At 48.2% G+C, this 13,432-nt stretch carries 14 protein-coding genes; 7 read left to right on the top strand and 7 right to left on the bottom strand.

Annotation, left to right across the window (positions count from 1 at the left end):
- Positions 1-30: 30 nt before the first annotated feature.
- Both gap and EXW96_RS26665 read left to right on the top strand, forming a co-directional pair.
- The gene (gene gap, locus EXW96_RS26660; RefSeq protein ID WP_062410716.1) at positions 31-1,077 is read left to right on the top strand and encodes a type I glyceraldehyde-3-phosphate dehydrogenase; all 1,047 of its coding nucleotides are present in this window, start codon (positions 31-33) and stop codon (positions 1,075-1,077) included.
- On the top strand, positions 1,056-1,256 hold the full coding sequence (locus EXW96_RS26665) for a GapA-binding peptide SR1P (protein WP_074729797.1): 201 nt from the start codon (positions 1,056-1,058) through the stop codon (positions 1,254-1,256). The genes gap and EXW96_RS26665 overlap by 22 nt, the downstream gene beginning before the upstream one ends.
- 183 nt (positions 1,257-1,439) lie before the next feature.
- On the opposite strand, the gene EXW96_RS26670 is transcribed toward EXW96_RS26665, so the two are convergent.
- On the bottom strand, positions 1,440-1,961 hold the full coding sequence (locus EXW96_RS26670) for a hypothetical protein (protein WP_062410717.1): 522 nt from the start codon (positions 1,959-1,961) through the stop codon (positions 1,440-1,442).
- Positions 1,962-2,242: 281 nt separating this feature from the next.
- Here EXW96_RS26670 and EXW96_RS26675 point away from each other — a divergent pair, with 281 nt between their 5' ends.
- The 4 genes from EXW96_RS26675 to rlmD all read left to right on the top strand — a co-directional run bounded on the left by EXW96_RS26675 (position 2,243) and on the right by rlmD (position 6,160).
- Positions 2,243-2,533, top strand: a complete 291-nt coding sequence (locus EXW96_RS26675) for a YerC/YecD family TrpR-related protein (RefSeq protein ID WP_062410718.1) — start codon at positions 2,243-2,245, stop codon at positions 2,531-2,533.
- A gap of 255 nt (positions 2,534-2,788) precedes the next feature.
- The gene (locus tag EXW96_RS26680) at positions 2,789-3,598 is read left to right on the top strand and encodes a sirohydrochlorin chelatase (protein ID WP_174351834.1); all 810 of its coding nucleotides are present in this window, start codon (positions 2,789-2,791) and stop codon (positions 3,596-3,598) included.
- A gap of 7 nt (positions 3,599-3,605) precedes the next feature.
- A complete protein-coding gene (locus tag EXW96_RS26685; protein WP_174351860.1) occupies positions 3,606-4,601 on the top strand; it encodes a diacylglycerol kinase in 996 nt (331 codons plus the stop codon).
- 113 nt (positions 4,602-4,714) lie between these two features.
- Positions 4,715-6,160: a 23S rRNA (uracil(1939)-C(5))-methyltransferase RlmD gene (gene rlmD, locus EXW96_RS26690; protein WP_174351835.1), complete on the top strand. Its 1,446-nt coding sequence runs from the start codon at positions 4,715-4,717 to the stop codon at positions 6,158-6,160.
- A gap of 158 nt (positions 6,161-6,318) precedes the next feature.
- Here rlmD and EXW96_RS26695 read toward each other — a convergent pair whose 3' ends face one another.
- From EXW96_RS26695 to EXW96_RS26720, 6 genes are all read right to left on the bottom strand, one after another.
- Positions 6,319-7,542, bottom strand: a complete 1,224-nt coding sequence (locus tag EXW96_RS26695; RefSeq protein ID WP_174351836.1) for a site-specific integrase — start codon at positions 7,540-7,542, stop codon at positions 6,319-6,321.
- Positions 7,542-7,769 (bottom strand): hypothetical protein, encoded by a 228-nt coding sequence (locus EXW96_RS26700; RefSeq protein WP_174351837.1) that lies wholly within the window; start codon positions 7,767-7,769, stop codon positions 7,542-7,544. The genes EXW96_RS26695 and EXW96_RS26700 overlap by 1 nt, the downstream gene beginning before the upstream one ends.
- A gap of 170 nt (positions 7,770-7,939) precedes the next feature.
- Positions 7,940-8,155 (bottom strand): helix-turn-helix domain-containing protein, encoded by a 216-nt coding sequence (locus EXW96_RS26705; protein ID WP_254611601.1) that lies wholly within the window; start codon positions 8,153-8,155, stop codon positions 7,940-7,942.
- A gap of 5 nt (positions 8,156-8,160) precedes the next feature.
- Positions 8,161-8,454, bottom strand: a complete 294-nt coding sequence (locus EXW96_RS26710) for a hypothetical protein (RefSeq protein ID WP_174351838.1) — start codon at positions 8,452-8,454, stop codon at positions 8,161-8,163.
- A 158-nt stretch (positions 8,455-8,612) separates the two neighbouring features.
- A complete protein-coding gene (locus tag EXW96_RS26715; protein ID WP_174351839.1) occupies positions 8,613-10,286 on the bottom strand; it encodes a DNA primase family protein in 1,674 nt (557 codons plus the stop codon).
- Positions 10,276-10,863 carry a hypothetical protein gene (locus EXW96_RS26720; protein ID WP_174351840.1) on the bottom strand — a complete coding sequence of 196 codons (588 nt, stop codon included), beginning with the start codon at positions 10,861-10,863 and terminating at the stop codon, positions 10,276-10,278. Before EXW96_RS26720 ends, EXW96_RS26715 begins: the two co-directional genes overlap by 11 nt.
- 862 nt (positions 10,864-11,725) lie before the next feature.
- On the opposite strand from EXW96_RS26720, the gene EXW96_RS26725 reads away from it, so the two are divergent.
- Positions 11,726-13,306 (top strand): IS5 family transposase, encoded by a 1,581-nt coding sequence (locus EXW96_RS26725; RefSeq protein WP_375256423.1) that lies wholly within the window; start codon positions 11,726-11,728, stop codon positions 13,304-13,306.
- Positions 13,307-13,432: the final 126 nt, after the last annotated feature.

Raw genomic sequence — 13,432 nt, forward strand, 5'->3', positions numbered from 1 at the left:
AAAAAGACAAATCGTACTGGAGGGAATGGCATGGCAGGGACGTTAGGCATTAGTGGGGTGGGACGTATCGGCAGGCTTTTAATCAGACGCGCTTTCGAGCGGAGTGAAGACGGCATGGGACTGAAAGCGATCAATTCCATATACCCGGCCGATACCATTGCTCACCTGTTAAAATATGACACAGTACATGGAACCTGGAAAGCGGAAGTGCGTGAGGAAGGCGATGAGCTGATCATCAACGGCCGCCGCATACGGATCGTGTCTGAACGCGACCCTGGCGCGATTCCTTGGAAAGAGCTCGGTGTAGACATTGCAATAGATGCAACGGGGAAGTTCAACGATAAAGAGGGTGCAACGAAGCATTTGAACGCAGGCGCCCGCAAGGTCATTATTACCGCACCGGGGAAACGGATGGACTTGACGGTCGTGATGGGCGTCAATGACGATAAATACGATGCCGAGAAGCATACGCTGCTGTCCGCCGCATCCTGCACGACCAACTGTGTGGCACCCGTGCTGCATGTGCTGGATTCGGCGTTTCAGGTGAAAAGCGGCTGGATGACAACGGTTCATTCATACACGAACGACCAGAGGCATATGGATAATCCACATAAAGATTTGCGCCGGGCCCGCGCCTGCACGCAATCGATCATTCCGACCAGCACGGGCGTCGGCAAAGCGCTTGTCGATGTGCTTCCGCATTTGGCTCCGCTAGTCAACGGCATTGCGGTCCGGGTTCCGACACCGGATGTATCGCTGGTTGATCTTACGGTGCAGGTTCAACGTCCGGTCGATGTCCAAGAGGTGCAAAAGGCCTTCATTGAAGCGGCCGAAGGGCCGATGGCGCCGTTTCTCGGATACAGCGACGAACCGCTTGTCTCTTCCGATTTTATCGGATGCGATAAGTCCGCCGTCATCGACGGAGGATCGATCATGACGGCATTTGATCAGATTAAAGTGCTCGCCTGGTATGACAATGAATGGGGCTATGCGAGCCGTGTCATGGATTTGGCTTCTACTGTTTCTGAATCTATGAATAAGGAGCGTGTCGAGTCGTGGAAAGAAGCGTTGGTGTAAACGAACTGCATCTGGGAACGATTCTGTGCAAGCATTGTCAACAAATCATAGGGACACAGGAAACGCGTAAAGTCACCGTATATTACAGCGAATGTCCATCCGGCGATTGTGTAGGCCGGGGAACGTCGTCAACCGATTCGCAGCCGATTTCTTCTTCAGTGAAAACAGTCATTATATAATCATTCACGGACCGATATCCGCGCCGGAAGGAAACGATTCTTCTCCGGCCCGGGTATCGGCCTTATTTGTATATGAGGACGTTATATCTGGTAAAAGTTGGGGGGAGGCAGGCCGATATTCTTGCTGTCACAGCAAGAAGACCGGATGGCCCTGCAGGCCTGGTGAACATCCGGTCTTCTTGTTTACCTGCGGTTACGCTGCCTGCGGTCTCGGCGGTTACGCCGTCTTCTGCGTCTTGGCTTAACTCTGCCGCTGCTTGTATCGTTCGACTTTTTCTTTTTAAAGGCACCCATCAGCAGCTTGATCATGGGTGACATCTGATTGAGGCTTTCCACCATCTTTTGTATTTTGCCGAACGTATCCATAATGCCTTCAATGCCGCCCAGCCGATCCACTATATTTTTCAGCTGACCGAGGTTAAAGCCGCTGCCGGTACCCAAAGCGCTGCCGCTTCCTCCGCCAAACAATGAAGCAAGGCCGCCCCCGGAGGACGGTTCGGGTACGGCAGCCGGCGCTTGCACGGGAAGCGAGCTTCCGCCCCCCAATCCCGGGTAACCCGAAAACCCTGTATAATTGGAATAGGCGCCTGGTAACTCGGAGCCCTGAGTAACGCTCCGTGTGCGTACAGGATAGGAGGGGCGACGCAGCGGATGCGCATAGTGGCTTACACCCCGGTTTCCAATCCCTTGTCTTTGATAACTCATGGCTTCACAACCCTTTTTGTTCATAGTAATGTCGCATTATTCATCAGGCCGGACTTTTACCTATCAACGTTTTCCTAGTATACTGTATGTTATAGGCGAATGGATGGATTGGACTCCTGTCACGCTGCCGATGATTTTTGCCTAACTTCAGTTTAGTCCACTACCGCATAAAAATAGTAACGTTTTGCTAATCTAAAGGGAGGATTTCGCTCCCCGCGCGTCGAATATATAGATATGCGTCCATACGAATAGAAGCAGACCATCAAGGGGTTGAAAATGCCATGCAATTAAAAAAATTAAACGATAAAGCGATTGATCAACTGTTCGAGGCGATTTTGACACTTAAGGATATAGAAGAATGCTATGTGTTTTTTGACGATTTGTGCACGGTCAATGAGATACAATCCTTGTCCCAGCGGCTTGAAGTGGCGCGGATGCTGCGCAAAGGCAACACCTATAATCAGATTGAAGCCGAAACCGGGGCCAGCACGGCGACGATCTCCCGGGTTAAGCGATGCCTTAACTACGGCAATGACGGCTACAAAATGGCGCTGGAGCGTCTGGGGCGCTAATCGCTCACCGGGAGGAAGTCTTTTATCCGCTCCGTGTACGCTTTGTCGGTGAAGAAAGGATTCCATCAAGCTGGAAATTTGAACTGCCGTAACGGAGATGCTGGCTCCGAGTTAAACGAATGAGCGCACGAATCCTTCTCGCCCGACGGGCCGAGCAGGATTTTTCTTGTTATTGAAAAGATGCGCATAAGCAGATAATCTTGTTAGTGCGAAGACCGTATGTGCGCAGCTTTTTTTGGCAAGGAGGGATAGGTTTTGGTAAAATACGGGATATTAGTCATTAGTCACGGGTCCCGGAGCGAGGACTGGGTTCGGCTTGTGGATGAAGCGGTTGAGGCGGTTCACGTGCCTGAAGACATACCGGTGTACTCCTCCTTTCTGGAAATTGTGGAAGGGCGGCTCATCCAGGACGGAATCACGCACCTGGAAGCGCTCGGCGTCACGGATATTATCACGGTCCCGCTGTTTGTATCCTCCGGCAGTACGCATATCGATGAAATCAGCTACGCGCTCGGGGTGAAAGACAAGCCGCTGCTGCCGACGGATATGAGGCCGTTTGCGGTGAAGGCGCGAATCCACTTTACATCGCCCATTGATGACGATCCGATCATTGCCGATGTCCTTTATTCCAAGATCAAAGCATTATCGTCCGATCCGCAAAAGGAGATTCTGCTGCTCGTCGGACACGGAAGCATCGAGGAAGGGTTCCATCTTCAGTGGCAAAGAGGGCTGGAAAAGCTGGCCATGCGGCTTCAGGCGCTCGGCGGCTTTGACGAGGTTGATGTTGCGATGCTGCTCCCGGATCAAATTCCGCATAAAATGAACCGGTGGTTGAGGAGTAAACCGCAGCATACGGTTATCGTAGCGCCGCTTTTTCTAAGCGAGGGCTATTTTACCGGGGAGGTTATTCCCGAACGGTTGAACGGTTATGAATACAGGTACAACGGGAAAGCGCTGCTTCCGCATTCGGGGATCTCGAGGTGGATCGAGCGGCAGGCAGAGCCTTTTATACAAGGCAGGGCAGCAGGAGACTCTGTTCGGTTTGATTCTGAAGCAAACAGGTGAGAGAGAAATGGCAGGACAGACCAAAAGAGCAAGACTGATCTATAATCCATCGTCGGGCCGTGAGGAAATCAAGAAGCGGCTTCCGGACATTTTGCAGCGGCTGGAGCGGGGCGGGCTGGAGACCAGCACCCATGCGACGACCGGCGAAGGCGATGCCACGCTGGCGGCGGCCGATGCGGTAAAAAGAGGCTTCGACATCGTCATCGCGGCGGGCGGCGACGGTACGCTATACGAGGTGATCAACGGAATAGCGGAGAAAGAGTACCGACCTCAGCTGGGGATTTTGCCGCTGGGGACGACGAACGATTTTGCCCGGGCACTGAACATTCCGCGCAGCTGGGAGGGTGCGGTGGACGTCATCCTGCGCCAGCATACGCGCGTGATCGACGTGGGCAAGGTGAATCAGCGCTATTTTATCAACATTGCCGGCGGCGGGTCGCTGACGGAGCTGACCTACGAGGTGCCAAGCAAGCTGAAGACGATGATCGGCCAGCTGGCCTATTATATGAAAGGGCTCGAGAAGCTGCCGCGGCTGCGGCCGATCGAGCTGTACATCAAGACCGCGGAGATCGAACTGCACGAGGAAGTGATGCTGTTCCTTATCTCCAACAGCAACTCCGTCGGCGGGTTCGAGCGCCTGGCACCGGACGCGTCCCTAAGCGACGGCTTGTTCGACGTGCTGATCCTGCGCAAATGCAACCTTGCGGAGTTCATCCGTGTCGTCTCCTTGGCACTGCGCGGCGAGCATATCACCGATCCGAACGTGATTTATTTGCAGACGCGGCAAATTCAAGTCACCTCACCGGATTACGTGCAGTTGAACCTCGACGGAGAATTCGGCGGCACACTGCCGTGCGTATTTACCAATTTGCCGCAGCACCTGGACATCTTCGTCGATGAGACAGGCCAGTCCACCTATAAGACGCATACGCTGCAAATTAAGCTTCCGTGGAAGCAAAAGCCCGGAACAGATGGGCATAAAGAGGAAGAGCATGAATCTTGATCATCTCCCGGAAGCCGACGCTGGCTGGGACTGCGGTTAGAGCCGCTAGTTAGGGATGGTCAAGGTATTCAAGGTATGAACGATAGAAGAAGAAATGAGCCTGTGAGGTTAACATGAGAAAGAAGAACAATCAACGCCGGGAACAACCTCCAGAGGGTGTGCCGGTGGAAAAGAACGGAGAATACATTGCCGACGTGGTCGGGTTCGGGCATGACGGGGAAGGGGTAGGCCGTGTGGACGGCTTTACCCTTTTTATTCATGGCGCCCTGCCGGGTGAGCGGGTACGGGTCAAGGTGCTGAAGGTCAAGAAGCAGTACGGCTACGCCAAGCTGCTCGAGATCCTGGAGGCCAGCCCTGACCGTGTCGACGCGCCGTGCCCGATCTACAAGCAGTGCGGCGGCTGTCAGCTGCAGCACCTGAGCTATGAGGCGCAGTTGCGCTGGAAGCGGCAGCTTGTCATCGATAACCTGACGCGGATCGGCAAGCTGCAGGTGGCCGGGGAGGAACAGGAAGAGGGTGTGGCGGTTCATCCCACCCTCGGCATGTCCGACCCGTGGCGCTACCGCAACAAAGCGCAGGTGCCCATCGGTTTGGGCAGTGAAGAGGGCGGTCTGGTCGGAGGCTTCTACGCCCAAGGCAGCCACCGCATCATCGACATGAAGGCATGCCTCATCCAGCATGAGAACAATGATACGGTAGTCGCCGCCGTCAAACGCATCGCCCGCGAGCTCGGCATCCGTCCCTATGACGAGGAGAGCGGCAAGGGCCTGCTGCGCCACGTCATCGCCCGCTGCGGCTTCAATACGGGCGAGATCATGGTCGTCCTGGTGACGAACGGCAAGGATATCAGCCGCGCGGACGAGCTCGTCGGCTTGATCCGTGAAGAGATCCCAGGCGTCCGCAGCATATGCCAGAATGTGAACATGGAGCGGACGAACGTCATTTTCGGCAGCGAGACGAAGGTGCTGTGGGGCAGCGATGTGATCTATGATACGATCGGAGACATCCGCTTCGCCATCTCCGCCCGCTCTTTCTATCAGGTCAACCCGGTGCAGACGGAAGTGCTGTACGGCAAAGCGCTGGAGTACGCGCAGCTGACCGGTGAGGAAATCGTAATCGATGCGTATTGCGGCATCGGCACGATTTCGCTTTTCCTGGCGCAGCGCGCAGGCAAGGTCTACGGCGTCGAGATCGTCCCCGAGGCGATCGAGGACGCGCGGCGCAATGCGCTGCTGAACGGCGTGCGCAACGCGGAGTTCGAGGTCGGCGCGGCGGAGGCCGTCATCCCCGCGTGGAAGCAGCAGGGCGTGACGCCCGACGTCATCGTCGTCGACCCGCCGCGCAAAGGCTGCGACGCCGCGCTGCTGGAGACGATCGTCGCGATGCGCCCCGAGCGCGTGGTGTACGTCTCGTGCAACCCGTCAACGCTGGCGCGCGACCTGCGCGTGCTGGAGGACGGGGGCTACCGCACGGTGGAGGTGCAGCCTGTGGATATGTTTCCGCATACAACACACATAGAAAATGTCGCGTTGATTGTACGTAATGATACAGATGTCTGAAACAAGTTGATATATAAGGGTTTATAGGATGATACAGTCTTTGATGAATTGGTATAACAGAGGCGTTTTCGATGAGTTGCCGTAAAATTGCCGCAAGGCTATGTGTAGAAGCAGGATAACACAGCATAAAAGAAAGGAAAAAGACGCTGGGAGGAACACTATCCCAACGTCTTTTTGTCAGCTTGCTTGGTATCCAATGTAAACAGATTTTCGAACTTATCGGCAGCAGCTTGATCGGCGGAACGGAGGGCATGTCCGTAAATGTTCATCGTCGTAGTTATGCTTCCATGTCCAAGCCGCTCAGAAATCAGCTTAGCATGCACGCCTTGATTAATGAGTAGCGTTGCCGATGTATGTCGCAGATCGTGGAAGCGGATATACCGGAAACCATTCTTTTTTATGAATTGCCGAAACCAAAGGTAAGGGCGTTCGTGGTGAAAGGCTTTACCGTCCGCATGGGCGAATACAAAGAAGTGTTCGCCGCCTTGCCATGCGTCACCAATCTTATTCCTCTCCTTAACCCGGTAAGTGTAATAATCCCGCAATTCCTCCAGAACGGAGGGGGGAAGCGCAATTTTTCGTTTGGAGTTTTTTGTCTTAGGTTCCTTTACTATGACTTCGCCTTTTAAGGAAATAGAAACGCTTTGTTGTACGTCAATAACGCCAGTCTTCCAGTCAATATGCCTAAACTCAAGACCAAGCAATTCACCCCGCCGCATCCCTGAGGTCAAAGCCAGCGTTATCATCATCCGCCAGTGGTACGGCTCCTTCTGAAGGGCTTGTAACATGGCTCTTATCTCTGCTTCATCGTAAGGGATAATTTCCTTATGCGCTACTTTTGGCTTTTTCACTTCCGCCGCTGGATTATCTTGGATAACCCTCCATTCAACGCCGCGGGAGAAGATGTTTTTTAATACTCTGTGATTCATTTGGATTGTTCCAGACGATAGAGCGCCTGCCTTGTCGTCTTTCCGGCTTCCCTCTTTCCCTAACGAATCGAGAAAATCAACAATGTGCAAAGGTTTAATTTGATCGAGTTGCAAATTTCCAAATGCAGGCAAGATGCGAGTATTCAGATTCACCATATACGTGTAGAGAGTTTTCCGTTCAAGCTGCTTGTCCGCGTATTTCTCCTTCCATAACTCCACAAATTGTCTAAACGTTAGCTTTGCGGGTGCTATATAGCTCCCTGCTTCGACTTCTTCTTTGAATTTGAGCCATTCTTGCTCCAAATACATTTCTAGGCGCTTGGGCGCTCGTAAAATCCGCTCGTCTTCTACCGTAACTGTTTTTGTGCGTCGGGTGTATTTGCCGTCCATACCTCGTCCAAGGCTTACGGTAAGTTCCCATGAGTTTTTGCCGCGTTGACGATAGTTTGCCATTATGCTTCACTCCTGTTTTCTTCTTCGAATAAAGAAATAATGCCATCACGCTCCTGCCGCAATGTTTCAATGCGGGTCATAACGATTTCCCGGTCTCTGGCAGTCATGTATCGTTCGTTAAAGGTTAGTTCCTTAGCCAGTGAAATATGTTCCTTGGTGATTTCGGCAAGACGTCCGCCAAATTCGGAGTTACAGGCAAGCCAAAGGGCTTTTTTACTGTAATTCATCTTCGATTTTCCTCCTAGCGTAATAACGATGGGTAGATCATAAAAATGGTAGTAATTTCGGATTGTCCGAACATATTTGGCTTAATTACACAAGCGGCAAGCGAACTAATCCGCTTGCCGCTTGTGGGAATTAACTTTTTGAGAGTAGGGGGGAAGCAAACGTAGGAATTTTAAGCCTGTTTCAATTCTGGCAATTCACCAGCCAACCACTTTTCAAGCGTCGGTCGATACAGTAAAATTCTACTTCTCGCTTTTGTGTGCGGAAGTTGTCCAGCCGCGCACATATTGTAAATCGTAGTAGTGGATAAACCTGTCAGTTTTGCGGCTTCTTTAACCGTTAAAGTGATTTTTTCCATTTCATTTCCTCCATTCGGCATATAGTTCATCTGATTTAGCCCCTTATCCGTTTATGTTTAAACTCAGGTATCATTGTGTGGTAATAAAAATTCCGCGGAATCAATCCTAGTCCCATTAATACCTCTAATTTCTCAGTGGGTTCATCTTCCTTAGAAATTAATATCTTATCACTATCATTCAAGGCTGATTCATGTAAGTCATGGCTTTCAGCAAAAGCAATTCGAACATTGCGATGGAAATGGTTATATTCAATAGGCATACTTGACTGAGCAGTAATATGGTTATACAAATCATCCACAATGCATTTTAAGGTAACTTTTTCATTCATGTTTAATACATCTCCTTCATGTAAGGTTGTAAGCAATATATTCTTGAAAATAATATATAAATATTTTGTTGAATTTAACTCTGTTGCCAACTGTAGTCCGTCCGTAGATCGAATAATCTACGGACGGACTGTCTTAATCCTTAATAAATCAAGGGTTTTTAGTCTTGTGTAGCCAATGTAGACGTTAAATCTTGGTGCTCTTCTGCTAATTTTTTTAGTTCATTTTTGGTTTTGAGACGTATGCCCCAAAACCCTTGTAATGGTGTTGATCCATTAATGCGTAACTTGCCAGACTTTACATTCAGTTTTAAAATCTCAACGAAAAACTCCTGCTTACTAATTGCTTTAAATCCGTTATCATGGCAAAAACGTTTATAAGCTGGATAGATTTGTTTGCGGTGAACCTTACAGTCATCATCGAATAAATCGACATGACATCGATCCTTTACAAATTCAGTTACATTGTTTAGTTCGTTGATATATCGTCGTTTAAAGATACGAGCATCTTCGCTCTCTGTGAAGATCCAACTACGGTCACGCAGTTCCCGTAAGCCATCTAAGGCCCAGTCAATAATGAAAGACTTTTCGGCAACCAGCTTGTCCATTAATGATTTATCCCTTTTTGCTTCAGGGATGGTATTTTTGAAGATCAAGAATTGGATGCGGTCAGTAAACGCCGTTGTACCGTCCAGCTTATTCAGTGGGGGCATATAATTACATGCTGCGACGAGTTTCGTTTTTCCATAAAATTGGAAGGGGTCTTTACCCTTTTTTTCAGCAGTGATAAGGTCGCCTCCTGTGATCATCTTGATCACATCGGTGCCCTTGATTGTTCCATTTTCGTCCATTTCTGCGGTGATGTTTAATTTTGATCGGAACAATTCCGCTGTCATAAATCGAGTTTCCCCAAGTTGTTTTAGTGACATTGCAGTTGTATGCTTCTCCCCAATTAAAGAGCGCCATAATGAAAGCCAGACACTTTTCCCGGTATGAGGAAGGCCCAATAATACAAAAAATTTTTTGGCCCGCCATTCATTGCTGATAATATAACCGGTTAGTTCCTGCAACGATTTTATTTTTAGAGGATCGCCCTCAGTGCAATCCTTCAAAAATTTTAAAAAGTAATATCCATCAGATGAATAAGCACCATTCCGGTAAATTCGAACACGGGACATTGGATCTTTGTATTCGGCATCAATATAGCTTGTAAACAAATAATCAGGACTATGTGGATAAGTTCTTCCATCCCGAAGATCAAAGACACAGTTCCTAAAATTGATCAAGTGAGTGTGCCTATCAAAGTCGTCGTGTTTAACTTGGAGTTCAGGATCACTAATAATACGATGGACGACATCCGCTATTTTATGTTTACTGAGTTTTATGTCCATCTCGGGTGGTAGACTCTTTCGAATCGCTACATGGAGACTTGTTTCATTTTGTTCCTCAAAGCACCCGAAATCTTCGTAGAGAAATACATTCGCGCCGCAACATCGTACTGTTCGATTTTCGAGAAAATGCATTTTCACTATTACGTCATAAGGTATTTTTTGTTCAGCATTTTCTTTTTCCAAGTCAGAATCGTTACCTGTTGAGGCGTTTTTCTCGACGAAGATATTTGATTGTTCACGAAGAGATTCTTTTGGAATCTCTTCGTGAACATCACTCCTGAAATCTTTAAGGGAGTCCTGTTCGATAGTACCAAATTGAAATTGGGACAAAATGCCGATAGTTTCATTTATGCTTGTGCTTTCAGTGTCAGCAAAGTTTTTAGATATGGTTCCAGTTTTGAATCCATCGAGAAACCTTGGTATTCCCTTATTTTTATTCCCCATCTTGTTCCTCTACCTCGTTAAATAATTTTTCAGAACTACGTTTAATAATGTCGGGGAATTTCAAATTGGGTAAAAGTTGTGAAATATAGCTAAAGGCAAACGTTCGAAGGTTTATTTTAGAACTATCCGTAACGATAATCTGGCTGGTTTTATTTGGTAAGCGACAATCGAATAATACAAACTGAGCGAAATAGTCATCCTCCAAATAAATAACCAGTTTCTCGTCATTTTGATCCGAACTATATGTGTTCGAATATTTCACCGAGTTGCCGTTCTGGTTAACATAAAAACGAAGATTTTCTTTCTCACGGCTGTCAATAAAAACCCTAAGGAAGTCGGTTTCAAAGAGTACATTTTGAAACATGTTTTTTCCAATCTTTCCGTAGTAAATTTCCTTTCCGTTAGCTACATGACAGAGGAAGAATCCATGAAATTTTATTTTGCACATGTCTAAAAATGCGTAATATTCGGAGTCATTAGCAGATAAACATTGTATTTTCTCTCCTTTCCTCATTTTTTTAAGGTACTTTTCCTCGTCATCTGTAAAAGCGAAATTCGGAGTTTGAGTTTGATTCATTTTCGGCATCTCCTTTATGTTTTATTTTTTACACCATCATCTTATCTTGGATATTTATAAGCGAAAATCAGTGAGAATAGAGCGAATTAATACTGCGGAACATACGTTCTATTTTGTAACAATGTCCTTATAAGGTAGAAGAACTATTTTGACTTTAATTCCCCAAATCAAATTACCGCTAAAATAAATAAAGCCTATTTCCACAAAATGGAAATAGGCTTTATATCTTACGAGGAATAATTTAAGCTTGTTAGCAATTTTTCCTTTGCAACATTAACTATCTCCGCCGAAACATTGCTTGGATCATCTTCTAAAAAGATCTGTCTAATATGATGATCAAGGTCCTTTACATGACTATCGGAGTTAAAAACCGTAAATAATAGGAGGTCTAGTTTTTCATTCTTGGAAGTTTCTTTATAAGATTTATTATACTAATCAGTTTGAGTAATTCAGATGTATCTACATCCCTAAATGGTGAAGATATTTCAGAAAGGGAATACTTTAGTTTTAACTTGTTTGAGGGAATCGATATCCCTGTTGATTGCATTATGTGATAAAAATACTTTTCCATAATCGGGATAGTAACAAATCCCATCTGCAAAAAAATGTTGGAAAGCACAGAAAGCCAATCATTTCTAACCGTAGTCTTTAGAAATGAAATACTGTCAGGATCAGAGAATAACAAATCCGTATACATTAATCTTCCAAAAGTATTAGGCAATAATGAAATTAAACTAAGTAGGGCTTGCTGAAAAATCAAAAAATCCTTATCTCACAAGGGTTTAGAGGCACTTTTGTCGAATTCATCTGCAAAGAAAACACGGAAAATCGGTAAAAAACCTTGCAGATGGAGTGAGCGAAAGTGTTCGTGCTGAATCGAGATATGGCAGACTTGTTGGAAAACTTCTATTTGCCCTTTGGCGGAAAATTAAATCCAACCAATCGGTGGGTGCAGCTTGCGGCGATCATCCCTTGGGACAAAGTAGAAGAGAAATATGTGAGCTCGTTCAAGTCCCCAGCCATCGGCCAAAAGGCGTACTCGGCACGTATCGCCCTCGGCTCGCTCATCATCAAGGAGCGCCTTGGTTTAAGTGACCGCGAGACCACCTTACAAATCCAGGAAAATCCATATTTGCAGTTCTTCTTGGGCTACACTGCGTATGTCGATGAAGTGCCGTTTCATCACTCCCTGCTCACGCATTTTCGGGAACGGCTCGGCTTGGAAATCCTAGCTGAAGTCAACGACTGGATCGCCCAAGCCGCGCTGCAAGCAGAGCGAGAGGTCGAGGCGAAACCGAAATCGTCCAAGCGAGATCGCGATGACGACGACAACGACGCGGGCGGCTCGCAGCTCACCATGGAGGTAGGGGACGCTTTCTCTATTCCCGAGGAGCCCCCTGTTGTGGCGAAGAAACCCCGCAACATGGCGAAAAAGCTACACGTCCTGCCATCTACAGCCGCACCGACAGCGGAAGTCATGAACAAGGGCACCCTCATGCTGGATGCGACATGCGCGCCTGCGGACATCAAGTATCCGACTGACTTGGGGCTGCTGAATCACGCCCGTGAAATCCTGGAAGACATCATCGACGTACTGCACCGTCCCCATGTCGGAGCGATGGAGAAGCCGCGCACGTACCGCGAGAAAGCCAGAAAATCGTACCTGAGTGTTTCCAAGCAACGCAAGGCATCGGGCAAGGTGATCCGCAAAGCGATCAAAAAGCAACTTGGCTACGTGGGACGGAATCTGCGGATTATTGAAGCCCTCGTGAAGTATACGCCTCTCACGGAACTGAGCAAAAGACACTATCGCCAGCTTCTGATCATCTCGGAGCTCTACCGTCAGCAGCGCGAAATGATGGAGAAGAAGACACATATCGTCGCCGATCGCATCGTGAGTATCGAACAGCCGCATGTACGTCCGATGGTTCGAGGCAAAGCTGGAGCGAACGTGGAGTTCGGCGCCAAAATCGCCGCCAGTCTGGTGGACGGTTACGCTTGGATCGAAACGGCACAATGGGACAGCTTCAACGAGGCAACCACGCTGCAAGCATCGGTGGAAGCGTACAAACAGCGATTCGGGTATTATCCCGCCGTCATTCTAGCCGATAAAATCTACCGCAATCGAGACAACCTGAACTATTGCAAAACGCTAGGGATTCGCCTTAGTGGCCCGAAGCTCGGCAGACCCTCGAAAGAGCAAAGTGAAGTCGCCGATCGTCGGCAAGAGCGCCAGGACGCTGTACAGCGTAATGCGATCGAAGGAAAATTTGGAGAAGGCAAGCGCAAATTGGGCCTAGGTCGCATTCGGGCGCGTGGCGCCGAAACCAGTTTGACCGTCATCGCCCTTCAGTTTCTGGTCATGAATCTGGAGCGGCGACTGCGTGTTCTCTTTTTGCATTTTTTCAGACTGCTTGGGTTTAGAGACTTACGTTGGGTGTAAATGGAACGAATCTTGTTCAGCAAGCCCTAAGTAGTTTCCCCTGAAAAAGTCAGGGTGTTTTGAGCATAATTAAAAGGAATTCAGCACCTCAAAATGGAAATTGTTATTGTCGAGATAACAAAGTTC

The sequence above is a fragment of the Paenibacillus sp. JMULE4 genome (assembly GCF_013337105.1).
GTDB classification, from domain to species: domain Bacteria; phylum Bacillota; class Bacilli; order Paenibacillales; family NBRC-103111; genus Paenibacillus_G; species Paenibacillus_G naphthalenovorans.